We start from the raw sequence: 22,403 nt of genomic DNA on the forward strand, positions 1-22,403 counted from the left end.
TTTTGTGGACAAGACCGTGAGGGACGGTACCGACGCCGGGCAAGGCGGTGTCCACCCTGCCGCCCCCGGCTCAGCCAGGCGCCTCACTCATAGAGCGGGCAGGAGGCCGGACGACTTCGCGACAGCGTTGTCCTGCGCGGCCCTGCTCGGAGGACCAGGTCTACCCGGGCCGAGCAGGGCCGCGCAGTCCGGGCCGGACGCTTCGGAACGCCCCGCGCTTCCTCCTTCGGGCAATCCCGTCCGGTTTCGCAGACCCGGTGAGCGTCGGCCGCTCACCGGGTCCTTCTGCTACGTCAGTTGCTCAACCCACTCTGCAGGGCAGGCTGGTCGTGCTGTCTCCGCCCGAACCGGAGGTGACATACCCGAACGTCGTGCTCTGTCCCGGACTCAACGAGCCGTTCCAGTCGGCGTTATGGACCATCACCGCCTGTCCGGTGGACGTGGCGTTGCCGCTCCACACGCTGGCCACCGACTGGCCTGAGGGCAGCGTCCAGTCGACCATCCAGCCGAGCATCGGGACGTCGCCTGAGTTGGTGACGGTCACCTCGGACTGGTAGCCGCCGTTCCATGTGTTCGTGGTCCTACGGGTGGCGGTGCAGGTGCCCGGAACCGGCTCGGTCGGATTGCCCGGCTCGTGGATACCGGTTACCTCGCCATTTCCTCCGTCGAAGACGACGTCGGAGCAGGAGTAGAAGGTCTCCGCGCTGTCCGAGCGCTGCCAGACCATGTAGATGATGTGCCGGCCGGACTTGTTGGCAGGCAGCTGGCCGGTCCAGGAGTAGTTGGCCTCGACCGTGCCGGGACTGCCGTGGAGCGGTGGGTGGTCGACGGAGAGGAAGGGCTGGCTCTCGAGGTCGTCCCAGGTGAGCGTGCGGGTCGGGTCGAACCCGTCTTTCGTGACGTAGACGTAGAACCAACCCGGGTGCGCCGCCCAGGCGTTGTAGGAGAAGTCGACCGTGGAGCCCGCGGTGAGATGGGTCAGGGGCCAGTCGTTGCGCGGCGCGTTGAAGCCGGTGAAGTTGGTGTTGCCGCCGCTGCACAGTTGACCGTCGGGGACGAATCCGCGGGTGCGGCCCGCACCGTCGGAGCGCAGCACCGAGAACCAGTTGTAGAACGGCGTGGTACCGCTTACTTGCTGGGCGTTCTTGCAGGCCGGGTTGATCGGCTTGATCTCGCCGCTGTTGGTCAGGCCGTCCTGCCAGCAGAGAAACGTACGACTGGCGGGTTTCATCGGAGTGCCGTGGGCCTCGGCCTTGCCGCCGGCCGTGACGATCAGACCGAGGGCGGGAACGGTGGCCAGCAAGGCCAGGAGGACGAGGAAGAAGGCTCGGGTGCGTAAAGTGGATTTCTCATTTGGCGTGATCATGACAGTCTGCATGACAGAGGAGTCCGCCTTCCGTGTACGGACCGTGCGTGCATGGGGTGCACTGCGGATGCGGTAGCGGTTCGCGTAGGTGCAAGCTGCTTGCGGGCGTGCGCGTCCTGGTGATGGGCGAAGCGGGAGCGTCCCACCCACGTCCGGCAGGTTCCGGTCCACCGGGCGCGAGAATGTGGGAGCGCTCCCACTCCACCTGTGGCGGAACGTAGCGTCCTACGGCCTATTTGTAAACGGGGTTGTACGTTTCACTCGGCGGTCGGACCGCCGGCCGGGGTGCAGAAGTATCGGAACGCGCCAGGCGCCACACCTTGGCCCGCCGGGACGCGAGCGCTCCGGGCCGGCAGCAGGTCACGAAGGTGAGCGACGGCGGTTCGCCAGGATGCTGCGTCGAGGACGTCTCTGAGGACGAGTTGTGGAAGCGGTTACAGGACCTCGTGTACGCCGAGGCGAGACATGTGGCTCAGGCGACACTCGACGCCGAGTTCAGCGGTCGACGCCATGGAGGCAGCAACGCCCGTCAAGACAACCGGCGGCCGCCTCGGTCAGATGGCCGATGCAGGACCTGCGCAGTGAGCGGCACTCCGGCGTCGGGTCCAGGCCGACGGCGCCCCGTCAGGCGGCGAAGCAGGAGCCCAGCCACCGGACCCGACCCGAGGTCCACGCCCGGAGGGCCACTGGGCCCGGCTGGTCGAATGCCGCACCCCGGACGGCCATGGGCCCGGCTTTCAGCTGCGGCCCTGGGCTCGGGAAAGCCCGGGGCCCCTGGTGTGGATGGGCAGCGGCCTGGAGTCCCTGGGTCTGGTCGAGGGCGCCGTGCTGCTCGCCAGGCCGCCCGGGCACGCGTCGACGGCAACTGGTCGATCGCCGCATCCCGGGACGGACCTCGCTGATGCGTTCCTCGATGGTGCCGGGGGTCCAGTGCCGGCCAGCTGGTCAGCACGTTGCGGCGCTCGGGTGGCGAGCCCTTCTTCGCCTTGGCCTACCCTGCGGGCCAGCACTCGCCGAACTCGCCGAACTCGCCGAACTCGCCGAACTCTCGGCCCTCCGGGCCGAGGTGGCGCAGGGCCCCGAACCGGAACTGAACTGCTGATCGTCCTGGAACATCAGCTGCTGCTGCATCGCATCTCCCTCTCGAGGAGGGCCCGGAGGGTGCACGGGGGCCGACCGGTGAGGCGCTGGACGGTGTCGGTGATGCGGTCCTCCGCCCCTTCGGCGATCGCACGGTCCATGCCGGCCAGCATCGCGGCGAACTCCGCCGGCACCTGCGTCGTGAGGTGATCGCGCATCTGCTCGTAGGTCAGACGGTGGTGGACCACGGGCCGACCGGTGACCTCGGTGATGATCGCGGCGACGTCGTCGTAGCCGAGTGTCTCGGGTCCGGTGAGGACGAGATCGGTGTTGGGGGCCTGCTCGTCGGTCAGAGCGCGCACGGCGACGGCCGCGATGTCCTCGGCGTCGACGAATCCGACCCGGCCGCTCGCCGTCGCGGTCCGGATGATGCCCTCGTCGCGGATGCTGCGAGCGTGGGCGTGCGTGCCGGTGAAGTTCTGCATGAACCACGAGGGCCGCAGTACCGCCCACTCTTCCCAGAGATCGGGCAGGGCTTGGTGCACCGTTCCCACCGCCGGGCCGCCCTCGGGGATGGCCGAGGAGCTCAGCAGCACCGCACGGCGCACGCCGGCGGTGCGGGCCTGGTGGAGGAACGGCAGCATGGTCGCCGCGGGGTCGGGGTCGCCCAGGGGCGGTATGAGGTAGAGACAGTCGACGCCGTCGACGGCGGCCGCGTGGGTGGCGGGGTCGTACCAGTCGAAGGGGACCGACTCGGCACCAGCGACCGGGACGGCCCGGCGGCCGGCGGCTTTGACTCGGTGGCCCGCGGCCGTCAGCTGCGCGGCGGTTCGGCTTCCGGTGGTGCCCGTGGCGCCGATGACCAGAGTGGTGCCGGCGGTGGTCATCGGCTGCTCCCGGCGAAGTCGGCGCCTGGCTCCTGGACGGCGAGGGGGTTCCAGTAGTCGCGATAGGACGTGAAGTGCCCGTCTCGAACGGTCACGACGGCGATGTAGGTCACGTCCAAGGGAGCACCGCTCTCCACGAGTCGGCCTACGCCGCGCATCTCGACCACGATGGTCTGTGGATCGGTGGTCTGATGGATCCGCAGGTCGGGGAAGCCGTGCAGGTCGATGTGGTCGGGGTAGTGGCGCATGTAGGCGGCGATGGCCTCCCTGCCCTCCAGCCGCCGGGGCCAGCCGCCGGGGGCGAAGGGGAACTCCATGACGCCGCCCTCGGCCCACAGGGCGACCCACGCGGGAATGTCCTTGTCGAGCAGCAGTCGCAGGCTGTGGCGGTAGAGATCCGCCGGGGAGGTCGGTGCGGACATGGGTGTCCTCCAGTCGTAGAATCCGGACCCTGGGTCCGATTCAACGATATGGACCACGGGTCCGTTTCGCAAACGGCAGGAGGACCATGCCCGAACGTCAGTCGTCTCGCAAGGACGCCGTCCGCAACCGCGAGGCCGTGCTCGCGGCCGCCGACGCCCTGTTCGCCCGCCGCGAGAGCCCCGAGGACGTCACGATGGCCGAGGTCGCGGCAGCGGCCGGCGTCGGCAAGGGCACGCTCTTCCGGGCCTTCGGCGATCGCGCCGGGCTGCTCCGCGCGCTGTACGAGGCACGGCTCGAGCCGGTCAGACAGGCCGTCGAGACCGGTCCACCGCCCCTGGGGCCCGCGACCCCGCCACGGGATCGCGTACCCGCCCTGCTCGATGCGGTCCTGTGTTTCAAACTCGACAACCGGCGCCTCGCGCTGGCCCTGGAGGAAGGCGGGAGCCGCAGCCCGTACCGGGCGGAGCACTACGAGCGGTGGCACAGTCTGCTCCGAGCCGTACTGGAGCAGATCCCCGGCCTCAGCGACAGCGACTTCATCGCCCACGCCCTGCTCGCCGCCACACGAGCCGACCTCGTGGAGCACCTGGCCGGGGAAGAGCGCGTTCCGCGGGAGAGGATGCGTGCGCAGCTGGCGAGCTTCGTCACCAGAGCCCTGACCTCTGGCCACCGCAAGAGCTGACCGCCGAAGATTGCTTCTGGCCACCGCAGGGGCTGACCGCCGAGGAGTGATCGAGGATCGGGCGAGTCCTTGATCAGCGGGGCCCCTCACGAACGGCCCTTTGCCTGAGCAAGACCAAGAAGATCAAGAAAGAGTTACCGGGCCTTTGACTCCACGCACAACCGCTGAGCCGCGGTCGTCCGCTCATCCTCGACGACGTCATCCGCGAAGGCGACGCTGTGCCGCTACGACTCGGTGAGTCGCCCTCGTCCGTTCCCACGCCGGTGACAGCCCTGCCGCTGGTCTTCCCCGGCGGCTGGGAGGGTCGGTGACGGCTTCGGAACGGACATGGCGAAGGGCCGCACCCCCGTCACCGGGGATGCGGCCCTGAAGTGCTTGCGTAACCGCTTGCTCGTCCGCTTACTTGCGGATCAGGCTGCGGAGCACGTACTGCATGATGCCGCCGTTGCGGTAGTAGTCGGCCTCACCGGGGGTGTCGATGCGGACGACCGCGTCGAACTCGACGCCCGTGTCGGTGGTGACCTTGACGGTGCGCGGGGTGGTGCCGTTGTTGAGCTCCTCGACGCCGGTGAAGGAGAAGGTCTCCTCGCCGGTCAGGCCGAAGGACTCGGCGTTGGTGCCCTCCGGGAACTGCAGCGGCAGGACGCCCATGCCGATGAGGTTCGAGCGGTGGATGCGCTCGTACGACTCGGCGATGACGGCCTTGACGCCGAGCAGCGCGGTGCCCTTGGCGGCCCAGTCACGCGAGGAACCCGAGCCGTACTCCTTGCCGGCCAGGATGGCCAGCGGGACGCCCTGCTCGATGTAGTTGCGGGAGGCGTCGTAGATGAACGACACCGGACCGCCGTCCTGCGTGAAGTCGCGGGTGTAACCGCCCTCGGTGCCCGGCGCGATCTGGTTGCGCAGGCGGATGTTGGCGAACGTGCCGCGGATCATGACCTCGTGGTTGCCACGGCGCGAGCCGTAGCTGTTGAAGTCACGACGCTCCACACCGTGCTCGGTGAGGTACTTGCCGGCCGGGGTGTCGGCCTTGATGGCGCCGGCCGGGGAGATGTGGTCGGTGGTGACCGAGTCGCCCAGCTTGGCGAGGACGCGCGCGCCGGTGATGTCGGAGACCGGGGTGGTCTCCATCGTCATGCCCTCGAAGTACGGGGGCTTGCGGACGTAGGTCGACTCGGTGTCCCACTCGAAGGTGTTGCCGGTCGGGATCGGCAGCGCCTGCCACTGGGCGTCGCCCGCGAAGACGTCCTGGTAGGACTTCTTGAACATGTCCTCGCCGATGGCGTTGGCCACGACGTCGTTGACCTCGGCCTCGGAGGGCCAGATGTCCTTGAGGAAGACCGGGTTGCCGTCCTGGTCGGCGCCCAGGGCGTCCCTGGTGATGTCCACCTTCATGGAACCCGCGAGGGCGTACGCGACGACCAGCGGCGGGGAGGCCAGGTAGTTCATCTTGACGTCGGGGTTGATCCGGCCCTCGAAGTTGCGGTTGCCGGACAGGACCGACGTGACCGCGAGGTCGTGGTCGTTGACGGCCTTGGAGACCTCCTCCGGCAGCGGGCCGGAGTTGCCGATGCAGGTGGTGCAGCCGTAGCCGACGAGGTTGAAGCCGACCTTGTCGAGGTACGGGGTGAGGCCCGCCTTGTCGAAGTAGTCGGTGACGACCTTCGAACCCGGGGCGAGGGTGGTCTTGACCCACGGCTTGCGGGTCAGGCCCTTCTCCACGGCCTTCTTCGCGACGAGCGCGGCGGCGACCATGACGTACGGGTTGGAGGTGTTGGTGCAGGAGGTGATGGCCGCGACCGTCACCGCGCCGTGGTCGATCTCGTACGTCGAGCCGTCGGGGGCGGTCACGGTGACCGGGTTGGACGGGGAGCCGTTGGGGTGGTTGGCCGGGGCGTCGGAGGCCGGGAAGGACTCCTTGCCGGCCTCGTCGGCGGTGTCGACGTAGTTGCGGACGTCGCTCTTGAACTGCTCGGCGGCGTTCGCGAGGACGATGCGGTCCTGCGGGCGCTTCGGGCCGGCGATGGAGGGGACGACCGTCGAGAGGTCGAGCTCCAGCTTCTCGGAGAAGTCGGGCTCGGCCTTCGGGTCCAGCCAGAGGCCCTGCTCCTTGGCGTACGCCTCGACGAGCGCGACCTGCTGCTCGGAGCGGCCGGTGAGCTTGAGGTACTTGAGGGTCTCGTCGTCGATCGGGAAGATCGCGGCGGTGGAGCCGAACTCCGGCGACATGTTGCCGATGGTGGCGCGGTTCGCGAGGGAGGTCGCGGCGACGCCCTCACCGTAGAACTCGACGAACTTGCCGACGACGCCGTGCTTGCGCAGCATCTCGGTGATCGTGAGGACCAGGTCCGTGGCGGTGGTGCCGGCAGGCAGCTCGCCGGTGAGCTTGAAGCCGACGACGCGCGGGATGAGCATCGAGACCGGCTGGCCCAGCATCGCGGCCTCGGCCTCGATGCCGCCGACGCCCCAGCCCAGCACACCGAGGCCGTTGACCATGGTGGTGTGCGAGTCGGTGCCGACGAGGGTGTCGGGGTACGCCTGGCCGTTGCGGACCATGACCGTGCGCGCCAGGTGCTCGATGTTCACCTGGTGGACGATGCCGGTGCCCGGCGGGACGACCTTGAAGTCGTCGAACGCGGTCTGGCCCCAGCGCAGGAACTGGTAGCGCTCGCGGTTGCGGCCGTACTCCAGCTCGACGTTCTGCGCGAAGGCCTCGTTCGTGCCGAACTTGTCCGCGATGACGGAGTGGTCGATGACCAGCTCGGCCGGGGAGAGCGGGTTGACCTTGGCCGGGTCGCCGCCGAGCTCCTTGACGGCCTCGCGCATGGTGGCGAGGTCGACGACACAGGGCACGCCGGTGAAGTCCTGCATGATCACGCGGGCCGGCGTGAACTGGATCTCCTGGCTGGGCTGGGCCTGCGAGTCCCAGCCGCCGAGGGCACGGATGTGGTCGGCGGTGATGTTCGCGCCGTCCTCGGTACGGAGCAGGTTCTCCAGCAGCACCTTCAGGCTGTACGGAAGGCGAGCCGAGCCTTCCACCTTGTCCAGCCGGAAGATCTCGTACGACTCGTCGCCCACCTGCAGCGTGCTGCGGGCGTCGAAGCTGTTCGCCGACACGACAGTCTCCTTCATTGATGTGCGCGTACCACCGCATCCTGCCGTCACACAGGCTTGGCCGATCCGCTGAGGTCAGGCTAAGTTAGGGTGGCCTTACCAAGTGGCGGCCGCGGTGCGCCTTCGGCAGATATCTCGATGTCGAGATAACTCTAGTACATGAGGGCTCAATGGTCATGCCCGGGCTCGCTGTCCTGTCTCAGTGGACCCGGGGCAGTCTCGGTCTTTCCAGGGCCTCGGTGGCCGCCTCTCAGTCCTCTCGGACGAGTAGTGCGGTGTCTCAGTCTTTCCGAGGTGCCACTGACCCGCCTTGCCTACGGTCGCTGTACCGGGTCGGTGCTTGGCCATGGAGGCCGGGATGATGGAACGGGTCTGGTGGTGGACGTCAGGCCGGATGAGCGGACCGGTGAGCGCGACGCGGTGAAGTTCGCCGGAATCAGGGATGCGTGCGCTCCGGTCGGCCGGGGGTACGGGCGGGTCGGCTAGCTGGATCCCGTGTTCGCGGCGAATCCGCGTCGGCCGGCGAGGTTCCGGCATGCGCGGGTGACGCAGGAGGACACCGCGGCGGCCCTGCGGAAGGTGTTCGTGGGTGGAGCCGGCTTGCCGGCCGGTGCTCGGGCCTGCGGTGATCCGGTTCACGTGCTTCCGGTGGTCTACCACCTGCTGTGGTGTCGGCAGCCGGCGGTCGGCCTGGAGTCGTCGCCGTTGTCGGCGTCCGCATGGGTGACGCCGGTCCGGGTGGCGCAGGAAGGAGGCGGGGATGGCGATGCGTCCGCGGCTGCCGTCGGTGGGTGACCGGGTCCGGTTCGCCGGTCGGGAGCAGGAACGAACCGCTTTACGGGACGGCGGCCTTGCCCCGTTGATCGGTGAAGTCAGCGCCCGCGGCATCGTCGTCGGCTACGAACCCGACGACATCGACGGCCCCCCTCACCAAGTGGGTCCGCGATCGCCCCACCCACTACAGATTCGATCTTCACCACACCGGATGGGACACGCTCTCGCTGATCCTGCACAACGAGACAACCCGCAGCGTCACCGACCGGCCGACGAAAGACTTCCGCACCTGCCCGCCGACCTTTCCCCGCTGCTGAACCGACAGAAGATCAGGGAAAGCCACGGCAGCAGCCATGCCAGGCCTCGGTAAGGCATACAGGGAGAATCATTCGAACCGCCTGCAACGGTCGAGTGATCTTCTAAGGTGCTCCGCGTGATGACCGAGATCCCCTTCCAGACTCTTCCGGTCGACCAGACGGACGTTCGCTACGCCCATGGGCCCGACTCGTCCGCACAGCCAGGCGTGCCCGCCGGAGAGACGATCGCGCTCGACTGGAACAACAGCGCAATCTACCCGGGAACCGCTCGGAGGTTCTGGATCCACGTGCCGGCACAGTACGACCCTTCCGAGCCGGCATCGCTGATGGTGTTCCAGGACGGATGGTGGTACCTGGACCCCGACGGGGAGATCCGCGGCGCAACGGTCCTGGACAACCTGGTCCACCGCGGAGACATCCCCGTCACCATCGGAGTCTTCGTCGACCCAGGCGTCTTCACCGACGCCGAGAACCCCAAGAACCGCAACAACGAGTACGACGCGTTCGACGATCGGTACGTCACGTTCCTCCTCGACGAGATCCTCCCCGAGGTCACTGCGCGCTACTCGATCACCGACGAGCCCGAGCAGTGGGGGATCTGCGGTGGCAGCAGCGGCGGCAACTGTGCCTTCACGGCGGCGTGGCTTCGCCCGGACAAGTTCCGCCGGGTCATCGGATTCCTGTCCAGTTTCACCCAGATGCCAGGCGGCAATCCCTACCCCGACCTCATTCCCGGCGCTCCTCGCAAGCCACTGCGCATTTTCATGCAGGCGGGACACCGCGACCTGCGGTGGAACCAGCCCGAATCGAACTGGCTCGCCAACAACTTGCGCGTTGCAGCCGCTCTGGCAGAGGCCGGCTATGACTTCCGCCTGGTCCTGGGCGAGGGCGGGCACAGCCCCAACCACGGAGGCGTCTTGCTCCCCGATGCCCTCCGCTGGTTGTGGCGGTCGGACAGCAACTGCTGATCCGCTCTCCAGGCGATCCGGCGGACATGGAGCCCTGCCTCAGGTGGATCGAGGCGAAGCGAGCGTCAGCGTCCCATCCATCCGAGGCATCCCTGCTCAGGGACTCGCCATGCCCCGGGTCGACCGAGACAGGACAGCAACCTGTGCAGAGACCGGTTTCTGCATCGGCGTCATGGCCCCGTCTCGCCGGGGTAAACGGGAGCGGACAGGCACTCCCGACGAAGGAGGCTCCGATGCCCCTCACTTTCCGCAAGAGTTTCCGCATCCTGCCCGGCGTGCGGCTGAACATCAACCGGCGGTCCTGGTCGATCACCACGGGCGGCGGGAAACACGGCCCCCGTCACACGCACAGCAGCACCGGTCGTCGTACGACATCCGTGGATTTGCCCGGACCTTTCGGGTGGCGCCACACGCGTACCGCCAAGCGCCGTTGACGAACTGTCACCCGAACGGCACCCCGGAGAGATGCCATCTCATATCTGAGATAACCTCGGCCTCATGGCAGACGACTACCTCGTACGCATCGGCAAGCTCATCCGTGACGCCCGTCAACACCGGGGCTGGACACAGGCACAGCTGGCCGAAGCGCTCGGAACCAGCCAGAGCGCCGTCAACCGCATCGAGCGCGGCAACCAAAACATCAGCCTTGAGATGATCGCTCGAATCGGTGAAGCCCTGGACAGTGAGATCGTCTCTCTGGGCTACGCGGGCCCCATGCATCTGCGGGTCGTGGGCGGTCGTCGGCTGTCGGGCGCGATCGACGTGAAGACCAGCAAGAACGCGTGTGTGGCCCTGCTGTGCGCCTCGTTGCTCAACCGGGGGCGCACGGTCCTGCGCCGGGTCGCCCGCATCGAGGAGGTCTACCGCCTGCTCGAGGTCCTGAGCTCCATCGGTGTGCGGACGCGGTGGATCAACGACGGCGTCGATCTGGAGATCGTGCCGCCGGCCGAGCTGGACATGGCGGCGATCGACGCCGAGGCAGCCGTGCGCACCCGTTCCATCATCATGTTCCTCGGCCCGCTGCTGCACCGTGTGGACCACTTCAAGCTGCCGTACGCCGGCGGCTGCGACCTCGGTACACGGACCATCGAGCCGCACATGATCGCGCTGCGTCGGTTCGGGCTGGAGGTCGCGGCGACGGAGGGGCAGTATCACGCCGTCGTCGACCGTGCCGTCCGCCCGGACCGGCCGATCGTGCTGACCGAGCGCGGGGACACGGTCACGGAGAACGCGCTGCTGGCGGCCGCCCGGTATGACGGCGTAACCGTCATCCGCAACGCCTCTTCGAACTACATGGTCCAGGATCTCTGTTTCTTCCTGGAGGCGCTCGGCGTGACGGTGGAGGGCATCGGCTCGACGACGCTCACCGTGCACGGTGTGGCGAACATCGACGTCGACGTGGACTACTCCCCCTCCGAGGACCCGGTAGAGGCGATGAGCCTGCTGGCCGCCGCGGTCGTCACGGAGTCGGAGCTGACGGTGCGCCGGGTGCCGATCGAGTTCCTGGAGATCGAGCTCGCGGTCCTGGAGGAGATGGGCCTCGACCACGACAGGACGCCGGAGTACCCGGCCGACAACGGCCGCACCCGGCTGGTGGACCTCACGGTCCGGCCCTCCAAGCTGGAGGCTCCGATCGACAAGATCCACCCGATGCCGTTCCCCGGCCTGAACATCGACAACGTCCCCTTCTTCGCCGCCATCGCGGCCGTCGCCCAGGGCAAGACCCTCATCCACGACTGGGTCTACGACAACCGCGCCATCTATCTCACGGATCTGAACAGGCTCGGCGGGCGGCTCCAACTCCTGGACCCGCACCGGGTGTTGGTCGAGGGGCCGACGCGCTGGCGGGCCGCCGAGATGATGTGCCCGCCGGCCCTGCGCCCTGCGGTGGTCGTACTCCTGGCGATGATGGCAGCGGAGGGCACGTCGGTGTTGCGCAACGTCTACGTGATCAACCGCGGTTACGAGGATCTGGCGGAGCGACTGAACTCGATCGGGGCACAGATCGAGATCTTCCGGGACATCTGAAAGCTCCAGGAATAACGTGAAACCCCTCTTGAACCGCATGTATGCGAGCCAGGAGGGGATTCAGCTTCGTCTGTGGGACTTCTCAGGGACTCTTGGCCGCCGGGAGACTGCCGGTTTCGAGGGCTGAGGAGCGGACTGCCCGGCACGGCGCGTGATGGGGCATGGCCTGAGCGACTCATGGGCGAGGACAGGTCGGGCCGCGTTCTCGACTCATTGCTTTGCTGTCACGCTCAGACACCCTCCACGGGCCCGTCCCGCTCACTCCGGACGCAAGCTCGCGCATCGTACGACCTGGGCAAGCCGCGCCAGCGTATAGGCCTGTACCGCACAGTCCTGCACGAGGGCCTGCGCGACGACCTGCCCCGCTACCTCGACCGGGACCTGCTCCTCCAGCTGTGGCCGGTGCTGCGCACCCTCGTCGGCCGCAGCGTGCGCACCGTATGGGAAGAGACCTTCCCCCAGCTCGCCTCCATGGGACGAGGACGGGCTCAAGGCGTCCCGGCTCGCGACGGCTCAGGCCCTGACCGGCCTGTCGGCGGAACTGTCCCGCGCCCTGTCCACCGAGGCCCTCGGCCGGGCGACCGGACTCATGAACCAGCGGCTCCAGGCACTGCGCCGCCGCTCCGGCTACCAGCGGAGCCAGAAGAACCTGATGACGCACATCAAGGGATGGGCCGTCAGCACCCACTCGGTGCGGCAGCTGGAGCTCACCCCGAAGCTCTTCGACCTCGTCGTCATCGACGAGGCCAGCCAGTGCTCCATCGCCTCGGTGCTGCCGCTGCTCTTCCGGGCCCGCCGGGCACTGATCATCGGCGACCCCATGCAGCTCAGGCACATCTCCGGCGTGTCACCGCAGCAGGAACGGCAGGCACGGACGCGGGCCGGACTGAGCGCCGCCCAACTGGAGCACCACCGCCTCACCTACCACGTGCACTCCTCGTACCACGCGGCCGAGCAGCACGGCGAGGGCGCGCTGCTCCTCGACGAGCACTACCGCTGCCACCCGCGGATCGCGGACGTCGTCAACGGCCGCTGCTACGGCGGCCGGCTGCGGGTGCTGACCGACGTGCGACGGCAGACGCCCGGACACGACCCGGTGGGAGCGGCCGACCCTGCACCGGTGCTCGGCTGGGTCGACATACCCTCCGGGGGATCGGCGCGCGGCGGCGACGGGCGGTCCTGGCGCAACGCGGCGGAGGCGGAGGCCGTGCGGTGCGTGGTCGACGGACTGCTGGCGGGACTCGAACCGGACGCGACGGTGGGAGTGGTCACGCCGTTCCGCGCGCAGAAGGAGGCACTGGCCCGGATGTGGCGAGACGACGACCGGGTCCGGGTCGGCACCGTCCACACCTTCCAGGGCGGACAGCGCGACGTGATGGTGCTCAGCCCGGTGGCGGCGCCCAACACCCCGCCCCGGACGACGCACTGGGTCGCGAGCCAGGTCAACCTGTGGAACGTGGCGGTCACTCGGGCCAAGTCGCAGCTGATCACCGTCGGCAACCTCGCCTTCTGGCAGGGGCAGAGCGGCCTGCCGGCCCTCCTCGCCGCGCGCTCGGCACCCCTGAGAGCGGGCGACGACGGTCCTCCGGCCGAAGCGGACACGCCCGGCCCGGTGGCCGAGGCCCGCGAGGACCTCGTCGACCGCCTGCAGAGGTACCTGACCGGCCGGGGGATCACCGATCTGGAGCGGGCCGTGCTGGTGGGCGGACACCCGGTGGACCTGCTGTTCACCGACGCCGGCGAGAACACGGCGGTGCTCATCGACCCCGGACCGGAGCCCGGCACGGACCCCGCGCGGCACCTCCGGCTTCTCCACGCGCGAGGCGACCTGCTCACCGGCCTGCCTTCGGGGGGCCACGGCGCCAAACCCTGCCCGGTGAGCCGGACGGTGCGGGTGCCCGCCTGGCGCATCCTGCCGGGCGAGCCCGCGCTGACAACGCTGTTCGGCTGAGCCGCGCGCAGGACGGCCGGATTCCTCGGAGCCTGGCCGCGGCCCGCTCAACCGTCGGACAGGCTCCGTACGACGTACGTCATGGGCTGGTGGGCGGCCATGGGCAAGGGGATTGCTCTGGGACTTTCCTGGGACTTCCGGCCGCATCAGCCAGTACGAGCCTGAAACAACCGGACGGTCATTCCTACAGGACAACGACTTGCGATATTTCTGGGACTTTGGGCCTGCGGCGGGCCGCAAGCCACGCTCCACGGACCCAGGCCGACCCGCCACGGCTACGCGAAGATCGCGTCGATGGCGGCGTCGCCTCGTGCGCCGGCGCGGGGCAGCGAGTCGGCAGCTCGCGGTCGTACGGTCCTGCGAGAGGCAAGAGGCCCTGTTCTCGAAGTGTCTGTTGTCGAAGTGTCGTGCGGGCGTGGTTGCCGGTCCAGTCCGTCCGCTCCTGGTGCGACTGTCTCGCCCAGCGACTCCGACAATTCGGGAACGCGGCCGACCGGTCCGAGCGCCGGCCCCGGTACGGCTCGGACATGAGCCCTACGGCGGCATCGGCGGCATCCGCCACCCACGAAATCCCGGCCGGCAACGAGCCAGGACTCCCGCGACGGCGGCCATCTCATGTCTGACGGGCGAGAACCACACTGGAGTTTCGGAGTGAGAACGACCTCTCGGTCGGCTGCCCTGCCGGATGCCCACCGGGAGGATGCCCGGTGGGCCCGGGAATGCGCGTCACGCCGTGATCAGTACGTCACCTCGCCGTGGCCGCCGTCGAAGACGATGTCGGAGCAGGAGTAGAAGTTCTCCTGGCTGTCCGAGCGGATCCAGTGGATGAACAGCTCATGTTGGCCGGTCCTGCCGCTCGGCAGCGCGAGGTCCCAGTAGTAGTGGCCTCCGTTCGCGCCGGCCCGGCCGGACTGCGGCGGGTTGGTGACCGACTTGATGAGCGTGAGGTCGTCCCAGGCCAGGGGCTTGGTCGGGGACCAGCCGTCCTTGGTGATGTAGACGTTGAACGCGCCAGGGTGGGCTGCCCAGTTGCTGTACTGCACCTGGATGGTCGAGCCCGCGGTCAGGTGCGTTTTGGGCCAGTCGGTGCGGGCCGCGTTGTACGAGGAGAAGTTGAACGGGCCGGTGTGACCGCCGCTGCAGATCTCCCCGTCCGGGATGAAGCCCTTGGTCCGCCCGCCTCCGTTGGACTCCAGGACGGCGAACCAGTTGTACAGCGGCGTGGTGCCGGTCGCCCTGACCGCGTCGGCGCAGGCCGGGTTGGCCGGCATCTGGGTGCTGCTGTGGGCGACCAGGTCCTGGTAGCACAGGTAGGTGCGTGAGCCCGGCACCATGGCGACGCCGTGGGCCGACGCGGGCGAGGGCAGCGAGCTCAGGACGAGAGCGAGCAGCACCGCTCCCAGCAGGCTGGACAAGCGCGGGCCAGGCATCGGTGACCTGCGCCGCCTGGTGCGTGCGATCTTCATGTGGGGGGTCTCCTTGTGGTCGTCCGACCGCCGCGGGGACGACAGGCGCCGGACGAGCGCCCGCCGGGCACCCGTCAGCCGTCGGACCGATGACGTCCGGCAGGGCCGAAGCGGCCCTCAGCGGGTGGCGCGACCGTGCGTGGGCAGGCTCCCGCCGTCGGCGCGCCACGGTCCGTGGGGCTGACCGTGGAACCCGCTGGGAGCGCTCCCACCTATCGTGTATAGCGCTTACTGCCGACACCGTAAATGCCTTGCGCCGACATTCCCGTACGGGCGTGACCAGGCGCGGTTCCGGTCGCATCATTGGCATGAACCCGACCGGTGGTGCGCGGGGACCGCGCGGTCGGGCCAGTCGACGTGCCGGTCATCGGGCCCGGCACCAGGGAGGTCATCGTGCTCACCGTCCCTCTCGCACGACGCACCGGCCGGCGATTACTCGTCACGGCGGTGTTCGGCGTACTGCTGCTCGCCTCGTCGTTCCTGTACGGCCTTTCGTCCCCGGCCGCCGCATCGGCCGGCCGAGCCGCCTCCGCGGACTCGTCGGGCTCCATCGGCAACGCCACGCACTTCGACAGCCTCGGATCGCCGTACGGCGGGTGCGGAGTCCCGCAGGCGGCTCTGGAGTCACAGCATTTCGTGGCACTCAACGTGTGGAACACGCCGGGCAACTACGCCGGGCAGCCCACCCCTCGTCCCATCCCCTCCGGCGACGCCGGCAGCATGGGGCTCTTCGACAACGGCCACAACTGCGGCCGCTGGGTCCGGGTGTCGATCGGCGACTACTGCACCGGCACCAACGACGGCGCGGCGGGCCAGGCGTTCTGCCGCAACGGGAACTGGACGTCGGACAAGTACAACGGCGCGACCCTCGACATGCTGGTCGCCGACAGCTGCGGCGACACCAACGCCTGGTGCCGGGACGATCCGTACCACCTGGACCTGGCCACGCACTCGCTGAACGCCTTCCAGCTCGGCGGGCAGCCGGTGGCGGACATGTACCCCAACCGCTGGAACAACCGGCACATCTCCTGGTCGTTCATCCCGGCGCCCGGCTACTCCGGCGACATCGCGATCGGCTTCGTCCAGAACGCGGCGACCTGGTGGCCCACCATCGACGTCACACACCTGCCCAACGGCATCCACGGTGTGGAGTACTACGACGGCAGCGCGTGGACGCCGGCCGCCATGGTCACCGACCTGGGACAGCAGTACACGATCGGCCCCGACGCCTCGGGCGGATCGAGCTACACCATCCGGGTCCGCGACGTGGACGGCAAGCTCGTCCAGGGCGGCCGGACGTACACCTTCGCCCTGCCGCGCTCCTGCTCCTCCGGATGCCCCCAGCCGTACACCGGCGCCAGCTACACCACCGGCGACAACGGAAGCGGATCACTGGACGCGCCGACGAACCTCACGGTGACCGCCACCACGGCAAGCAGCGTGTCACTGTCCTGGACCGCCTCGTCCGGCGCCAGCGGTTACGACGTCTACCGCGACGGGCAACCGGTGGGCGCCACCACCGGCACGTCCTTCACCGACAGCGGCCTGTCCGCCTCTACCTCGTACACCTACGCGGTCAAGGCCCACGACAGCTCGGGAGGCACATCGGCGGCCTCGGTCGGCGTCACGGCCACCACGGGTCCGGGGGGCGGAACGGGAGCCGGCTGCACCGCCACCACCAAGCTGGTCAACTCCTGGGCCGGCGGCTTCACCGCCGAGGTGACGCTCACCAACACCACCGCCTCCGCCAGCACAGGATGGCGGGTCGGCTGGAGCTGGCCCGGCGGCCAGAAGGTGACGACCGCCTGGAGCGCCAGGCTGACGCAGTCGGGTTCCTCGGTCACCGGCTCGAACGTCGAATACAACGGCGCCATCCCGCCCTCCGGCCGGACGACGTTCGGCTTCAACGCGACCGGAAACGCCTCCGGCCTGCCCGGCAACCCGGTCTGCACGCTCGGCTGACCCGCGGGGTCCCGGGAAGGCGGCGGGCGGGCCGCCACAGGCGCGCCCGCCCGTAGCCTGCCGAGGCGCCCCGCGTGATCGTCGTGCTGCGGGCGTGGGCCCTCCCTCGGGCACTGGTGGGCCCTTGCGGACGGAGCGCTCCCCCGGTGCAGCCGCCTCCCGCTCTCCGGGACTTCGCCTGGTGACTGTTCGACACCGAGCCGAAAGCGACGGTGTCGACTGGACGAGTGGGGCAAGTTCCGGCAGCTTGGGACCTGGCCTGTGGGCAGGGAGAGGGGAACCATCGTGCGGGACCTGGCGTCGACGCTGGACCACGTCCGGACGGCGGACGGGAGGCGGCTGCGCGTCGAGTGCTCGGGGGACCCGCGTGGGCGTCCGGTTTTCCTGCTCCACGGCATGCCGGGCAGCCGGGTCGGTCCCCGGCCGCGCCCCATGTACCTGTATCAGCGCGGTGTGCTGCTGATCAGTTACGACCGCCCCGGCTACGGGGGATCCGACCGCCGGCCCGGTCGCCGCGTCGTGGACGTCGTGCAGGACGTGGCGGCTGTGGCCGACGCTCTGGGCATGGAGCGCTTCGCGGTGGTCGGCCGCTCCGGCGGCGCCCCGCACGCCCTGGCGTGTGCGGCCGGGCTGCCGGACCGGGTGACCCGCGCCGCCGCGCTCGTCGCCCTCGCGCCGCGGGACGCGGAGGGCCTCGACTGGTTCGCCGGGATGGCGCCCTCCAACATCGACGAGTTCAGCACGGCGGCCGCCGCTCCCGAACAGTTCGAGGCCCGGCTCATCCCCCGCTCCGACTCCATCCGCGCCGACCCCGCCCGGCTGCTGGAGGAACTGCGCAAGGAGATGACCGAGGACGACTGGAAGATCGTCTCGGACAGCGGCGTCCGCTCCATGCTGCTGCGCAACTACTGGGAGGCGCTGCGCACTTCGCCGTACGGCTGGATCGACGACGCGTTCGCCCTGACCGAGCCCTGGGGCTTCGATCCGGCCTGTATCCAGGCGCCGGTGCTGCTGTGGCACGGTGCCCGTGACGCCTTCTCGCCGCCCTCCCACTCCTCCTGGCTCGCCGAGCGCATCCCCCGGGCCACCTCCGTGATCGAGCCGTCCGCGGCCCACTTCGCAGCCCTGCGCGTGCTGCCCGAGGTGCTGCGATGGGCGCTGGACACCTCTGCCGACGAGGAGCCCCCGTTCCGGCGGGAGTGGTCCGGCGGTGTGCCTCAGACCGCCAGCGGTTCCAGGTCGCGGTAGATCCGTCGTTCGTTCCGCGCGGACCGCGTGATCGTGTTGTCGTCGCCGAGCAGCCGCACCAGCTCGCCCAGTGTCTCCTCGCGCAGGCGGTCGGCGTCCTGGCTGCCCAGTGAGCGCAGGGTCAGCGCCGAGTTGGCGGTCGCGGTCAAGGTGTCCGGGTGGTGTGGTCCCAGCACCGTGCTCAGGCCGGTGGCGGCCCTGCTCTCCAGGTCGTACGCCTCGTCGAAGCGGCCTTGGCCGGCCAGCACGTTGGCGAGGTTGAGGCCTGAGATCAGCGTGTGCGGGTGGTCCGTGCCGAGCATGTCCCGCATGCGCGGCAGGACTTTGCGGAACACTCCCTCGGCCTCCTCGGCGTCTCCGCAGCCCCAGTGGAAGATGCCGAGGTTGTTGAGTGCGCCCTGCGTGTACGGGTGGGCTTCGCCGGGCACCTTCATGTACCCGGCGAGGGCCTGGCGGGCGACCTCGCGGGCCTGTTCCTTCTCGCCGGCGGCGTACAGGTCCGACGCGAGGTTCAGGTCGCAGGCCAGCCAGTCCGGGTTCGGCGCGTTGTACTGCTCGCGGTACCTGGCCAGGGTCGCGGTCGTCAGCCGTAGCGCGTCCTCCACCTGCCCCACTCTCCGCAGTGACACGGCGAGGGACTTGGCGCAGCTGAGGGTGGGCGGGAAGTGCTCGCCCATGATGCGTTTGTGGTCCTCGTACACGCGGGAGAGGATCGTCACGGAATCCTTGTATCGGCCGATCTCGCGCAGGTCGCGGCCGAGGCTGGAGGCCGAGCCGAGGGTGTAGGGGTGTTCGGGTCCGAGGACGACCATGCGGCGGTCGTAGACGCTCTGGTCCATGGCCCGGGCCTCGTCGTAGCGGCCGACCATGCGCAGCGCGAGTGCGAGGTTGTTGGCCGCGCTGAGGGTCCGCTCGTGCGACTCGTGGAAGATGTCGCGGAACCCCTTGTGCGCGGCGGCGGCCAGTTTCACCGCCGACCGGTACTCGCCGAGCGCGGCCAGGTCGCTCGAGAGGCTGGACGCGGTGATGTAGGTGTGCGGGTGGCTGGAGCCCAGGACCTGGCGCTGACGTTCCAGCAGCTCTTGGTCGATCTCCTTGGCTTCCTGGTAACGCCCTTGCGAGCGGAGGACGTTGGCGAGCTGGCAGCGCATGTACAGGTACTGCATGTCGTTCTCGCCGAGGCTTGTGCTCCAGCGCTCCAGCACCTCCTCGGCGAGTTGCCGGGCGCTGGAGAGGTCCCCCCGTTTCCACAGGTACCGCACCCGGTCGATGAGCAGGCGGCGGGGTTTGGGCTCCGAGCAGTCCTGGATGCGCGAAGCGAGCAGGTGGGACCAGATGGAGTCGAAGAGCGGCCAGTTCGCCGGGTTGTCGGTGGGCTCGTCCCCGTCGGGCCGTGCGCTCGCGAGGACGGTGTGCACGACGTGACGGGCCTCTTCCTGTTGCGTCTCCGAGAGCTGTGAGCGGATCACCGCCTGGACGAGCCGGTGGATCTGGATGCTGCCGCTGATCTGGTCGACCTTGGCGAGGGCGAAGCGGCCGATCTCGCGGATCACGCGTCCCAGGAGCAGGCTCTCCTGGAGCGTCGGGTCCCACTCCCGCAGGGCGTCCAGCATCTCCTTGTTGTAGAGCACGCGGACCGAGATCGGTTCCGGCGCCATGAAGGCACAGAGTTGGAGGAGCCGTACCGAGGCCGGCGACCGTTCGTTGAGGCGGGCGATGGAGATGTTCCAGGTGGCGGCCACCGGCTGCGGGTAGTCCTTGGGGTGGTTGAGCCCCAGCACTGCGGTGGTCTGCTCGGTCAGTTCCCGCAGGTACGCGTCGGTGGGGGTGGCCGTCTGGGCGAGCCAGGCCGCGGCCTGTTCGACGGCCAGCGGCAGGTCGCCCACGGCGTCCGCCACGCGGTCCGCCTCGTCGGCGCTCAGGCCGGGGGCCTGCCGGGTGAGGTGCTCGACGCTCTCCTGCCGGGGGAACACGTCGACGGAGAGGGAGGCGCCCTGCTGGGCCCAGGCCTGGTTGCGGGACGTGATCAGGATGTGCCCGCCGCCGGCGGGGAAGTACCGCTTGAGCATGTCGGGGTCGTCCGCGTTGTCGAAGACGAGCAGCCAGCGCGTGGTCGGCACGCCCGACGCCAGCATCTGGACGACCTCGGCGCTGGCCAGTGCCATGTCGTCGCCTCCGGACGCGCCGATCTTGGAACCGAGTTCGGCGAGGGAGGCGATGATGGCGTCCTTGTGCTCCGCGGAGATCCACCACACCAGGTCGTAGTCGGCGATGAAGCGGTGCACGTACTCCAGGACGATCTGTGTCTTGCCCACGCCACCGAGTCCGTAGAGCGTCTGGGGCTGGGGCAGCACGATGGAGATGCCTTCGCCGAGCTGCGAGCGCAGCTGTTCCAGGACGGCGGCGCGGCCCGTGAAGACGGTGTTGCGACTGGGCGCGTTGAAGATCTTCGGCCTGCTTCCGGGGAAGCGTGCGCCGGCCGTGGCGGCGGGAACCGTCCCGGCCGTCAGCTTCAGCGCCTCGAAGACCCTTTCGACGCACTCGGTCTCGTCCACGCGGTTGAGGTCCACCGAGACGTGCCGCTGATCGGTGCCGGGCATGGCCACACGGTCCACTCTCAGCCGTGTCACCTCGACGCGTGGCAAGCCCGGGCCGGAGTCGGTGAGGGCCCGCCACGCGGCCTGCCCGTGCCGTGCCTGGAGGAGGGCCTCCGATGTCACGAGCAGGGTGCGCGTGGCCGGGTCCGGGCGTTCCGGGACGCTGATGGAGACGTCGTGCAGGGCCACCCGCGAGCAGTAGGGCGTGAGGAGCCCTTCCAGCCACTCCGCCCACATGCGGTCCTCGCCCGCGTACACGACGAGGACGTCCGCTGTCAGGGTCGTCGGTCTGCGCCGGGTGTAGGCGGACACGCACCGTTCCCGCACCGGTTCGGGGATGGGCGGCAGCCGGGTCACCTCTCCGTCGGAGATGACCTCCGTGAGGCGCTCGAAGGCGGACAGCAGGGAGTTGGGGACGCCGCTCTGGTCGCCGATGGCCGCGAGCATCTCCTCGTACGCGTAGTACGGGCGGTACGGGATCTCCACCGCGCCCCAGTACTCGTTCAGCCGCGCCGGGCCGAGCGGTTCCCCGTCCTTCCCCTTGGGCAGCCCGTCGAACCTCAGCCGGGCCAGCGCCCGTCCCGCGTCGGCCTTCTCCTTCTCGCCCTCGTCGACCCGCATCGGCACGGGAAGGACCCGGATGCGCCGGTCGCGGTAGTCCGCCTCGACGGTCCGGGCGACGGCGGCGGCGCCCTCGAGCGCCTGGTCGCTGAGCGTGAAGCAGTCGACCAGGACGTCGGGCATCTGGATGGTGCAGATGTCCGCGCTGTCCGACAGACCGGTGCGGCTGTCGATGAGGGCGTAGTCGTACGACGCCTTCATGTCCTCGCGCAGCGCGTCGAGGAAGATGCCGCCGCCGAGGCGGTCGTAGAAGTTGTCCCATTCGAAGGAGGAGACGGTGGCCGAGTAGGCGCGGTTCTGCTGCCCGGCGGACAGGAAGTCGAGCGAGCCTCCGTCGGGGAACGACAGTCCGAGGGGCTCCGGAGCGAGTGAGACCGCGTGCAGACCGACGTGCGCGTACTGCCGGTGCCAGGCTCCGGAGCGATGACCTCCGTTGGCCGCGGCCCAGGAGTACTCGGTGATCATGTCGATCACCCCGGGCGTGGCCGCGAGTGTGCTGGGGTCCAGGAAGGGGTGGAAGAAGCGGTGGAGCCCGGGGGCTTCGAGGTCCCAGTCGACGGCCAGCACCCGTGCGCCGTTGGCGGCGAGGATCCACGCCGTGTTCGCCAGGGCCATCGTGCGGCCCGTGCCGCCCTTGTAAGAGTAGAACGTGATGATACGTCCACTCCGGCGCGCCGTCATGCTGTTCCTCCGTTGTCGACCCCTGACACGTAGGGCAGGGAGTGGGCGGACTCGATGGGACAAGGTCGGGGCGGGGACGCCGTCCGCGTTCTCGAGGAGGTGCCGGAGGGTGCGCGGGCCGGTCGGGGGGAGACGCTGCTCCGAGTATTCCCCATGGCGGCACGGGGTCGGGGTGTGCGACCGCGGTTGTGGAACTGCGAGTTGACGCGGTTCGGGCGGGGGCGGGGTCTCTGGGCAC

At 69.3% G+C, this 22,403-nt stretch carries 12 protein-coding genes and 2 pseudogenes; 8 read left to right on the forward strand and 6 right to left on the reverse strand.

What is annotated here, in order from left to right; genetic code table 11:
• Nucleotides 1–301 precede the first annotated feature (301 nt).
• The 3 genes from IE239_RS03240 to IE239_RS03250 all read right to left on the reverse strand — a co-directional run bounded on the left by IE239_RS03240 (nt 302) and on the right by IE239_RS03250 (nt 3,755).
• A complete protein-coding gene (locus IE239_RS03240) occupies nt 302–1,366 on the reverse strand; it encodes a lytic polysaccharide monooxygenase auxiliary activity family 9 protein (protein WP_190147678.1) in 1,065 nt (354 codons plus the stop codon).
• Between the two features lie 1,115 nt (nt 1,367–2,481).
• Complete coding sequence (locus tag IE239_RS03245; protein ID WP_190147679.1) at nt 2,482–3,333, reverse strand: NmrA family NAD(P)-binding protein; 852 nt, start codon at nt 3,331–3,333, stop codon at nt 2,482–2,484.
• A complete protein-coding gene (locus IE239_RS03250) occupies nt 3,330–3,755 on the reverse strand; it encodes a nuclear transport factor 2 family protein (RefSeq protein ID WP_190147680.1) in 426 nt (141 codons plus the stop codon). The genes IE239_RS03245 and IE239_RS03250 overlap by 4 nt, the downstream gene beginning before the upstream one ends.
• Before the next feature lie 86 nt (nt 3,756–3,841).
• On the opposite strand from IE239_RS03250, the gene IE239_RS03255 reads away from it, so the two are divergent.
• Nucleotides 3,842–4,438 carry a TetR/AcrR family transcriptional regulator gene (locus IE239_RS03255; RefSeq protein ID WP_190147681.1) on the forward strand — a complete coding sequence of 199 codons (597 nt, stop codon included), beginning with the start codon at nt 3,842–3,844 and terminating at the stop codon, nt 4,436–4,438.
• Between the two features lie 399 nt (nt 4,439–4,837).
• Here the strand turns inward: IE239_RS03255 and acnA are convergent, their stop codons facing one another.
• On the reverse strand, nt 4,838–7,555 hold the full coding sequence (gene acnA / locus IE239_RS03260) for an aconitate hydratase AcnA (RefSeq protein ID WP_190147682.1): 2,718 nt from the start codon (nt 7,553–7,555) through the stop codon (nt 4,838–4,840).
• Between the two features lie 1,207 nt (nt 7,556–8,762).
• Between acnA and IE239_RS03265 the strand changes: the two genes are divergently transcribed.
• From IE239_RS03265 to IE239_RS03280, 5 genes and pseudogenes are all read left to right on the forward strand, one after another.
• On the forward strand, nt 8,763–9,611 hold the full coding sequence (locus tag IE239_RS03265) for an alpha/beta hydrolase (protein ID WP_229877760.1): 849 nt from the start codon (nt 8,763–8,765) through the stop codon (nt 9,609–9,611).
• Between the two features lie 233 nt (nt 9,612–9,844).
• Nucleotides 9,845–10,045: a DUF4236 domain-containing protein gene (locus tag IE239_RS03270; protein WP_190147684.1), complete on the forward strand. Its 201-nt coding sequence runs from the start codon at nt 9,845–9,847 to the stop codon at nt 10,043–10,045.
• A 64-nt stretch (nt 10,046–10,109) separates the two neighbouring features.
• Entirely contained in the window at nt 10,110–11,639 is a 1,530-nt protein-coding gene (locus IE239_RS03275; protein ID WP_190147685.1) for a helix-turn-helix domain-containing protein, read from the forward strand.
• A gap of 282 nt (nt 11,640–11,921) precedes the next feature.
• Nucleotides 11,922–12,128 (forward strand): annotated as a pseudogene (locus IE239_RS43460) (hypothetical protein); the annotation flags it as partial.
• A 100-nt stretch (nt 12,129–12,228) separates the two neighbouring features.
• The gene (locus IE239_RS03280; RefSeq protein ID WP_229877738.1) at nt 12,229–13,590 is read left to right on the forward strand and encodes a DEAD/DEAH box helicase; all 1,362 of its coding nucleotides are present in this window, start codon (nt 12,229–12,231) and stop codon (nt 13,588–13,590) included.
• 743 nt (nt 13,591–14,333) lie between these two features.
• On the opposite strand, the pseudogene IE239_RS03285 reads toward IE239_RS03280, so the two are convergent.
• Nucleotides 14,334–15,020 (reverse strand): annotated as a pseudogene (locus IE239_RS03285) (lytic polysaccharide monooxygenase auxiliary activity family 9 protein); the annotation flags it as partial.
• Nucleotides 15,021–15,449: 429 nt separating this feature from the next.
• On the opposite strand from IE239_RS03285, the gene IE239_RS03290 reads away from it, so the two are divergent.
• Both IE239_RS03290 and IE239_RS03295 read left to right on the forward strand, forming a co-directional pair.
• A complete protein-coding gene (locus IE239_RS03290; RefSeq protein WP_229877739.1) occupies nt 15,450–17,018 on the forward strand; it encodes a cellulose binding domain-containing protein in 1,569 nt (522 codons plus the stop codon).
• 285 nt (nt 17,019–17,303) lie between these two features.
• On the forward strand, nt 17,304–18,266 hold the full coding sequence (locus tag IE239_RS03295) for an alpha/beta fold hydrolase (RefSeq protein WP_190147686.1): 963 nt from the start codon (nt 17,304–17,306) through the stop codon (nt 18,264–18,266).
• On the opposite strand, the gene fxsT is transcribed toward IE239_RS03295, so the two are convergent.
• Complete coding sequence (fxsT, locus tag IE239_RS03300) at nt 18,236–22,165, reverse strand: FxSxx-COOH system tetratricopeptide repeat protein (RefSeq protein WP_190147687.1); 3,930 nt, start codon at nt 22,163–22,165, stop codon at nt 18,236–18,238. The genes IE239_RS03295 and fxsT overlap by 31 nt on opposite strands.
• Nucleotides 22,166–22,403 lie beyond the last annotated feature (238 nt).

The organism is Streptomyces humidus, from assembly GCF_014649655.1.
In the GTDB taxonomy this organism is placed as follows: domain Bacteria; phylum Actinomycetota; class Actinomycetes; order Streptomycetales; family Streptomycetaceae; genus Streptomyces; species Streptomyces humidus.

Coding starts and splice junctions, on each gene's coding strand:
- IE239_RS03240 (WP_190147678.1), bottom strand. CDS start 1,366: ATGATCACGCCAAATGAGAAATCCACTTTACGCACCCGAGCCTTCTTC.
- IE239_RS03245 (WP_190147679.1), bottom strand. CDS start 3,333: ATGACCACCGCCGGCACCACTCTGGTCATCGGCGCCACGGGCACCACC.
- IE239_RS03250 (WP_190147680.1), bottom strand. CDS start 3,755: ATGTCCGCACCGACCTCCCCGGCGGATCTCTACCGCCACAGCCTGCGA.
- IE239_RS03255 (WP_190147681.1), top strand. CDS start 3,842: ATGCCCGAACGTCAGTCGTCTCGCAAGGACGCCGTCCGCAACCGCGAG.
- IE239_RS03265 (WP_229877760.1), top strand. CDS start 8,763: ATGACCGAGATCCCCTTCCAGACTCTTCCGGTCGACCAGACGGACGTT.
- IE239_RS03270 (WP_190147684.1), top strand. CDS start 9,845: ATGCCCCTCACTTTCCGCAAGAGTTTCCGCATCCTGCCCGGCGTGCGG.
- IE239_RS03275 (WP_190147685.1), top strand. CDS start 10,110: ATGGCAGACGACTACCTCGTACGCATCGGCAAGCTCATCCGTGACGCC.
- IE239_RS03280 (WP_229877738.1), top strand. CDS start 12,229: ATGAACCAGCGGCTCCAGGCACTGCGCCGCCGCTCCGGCTACCAGCGG.
- fxsT (WP_190147687.1), bottom strand. CDS start 22,165: ATGACGGCGCGCCGGAGTGGACGTATCATCACGTTCTACTCTTACAAG.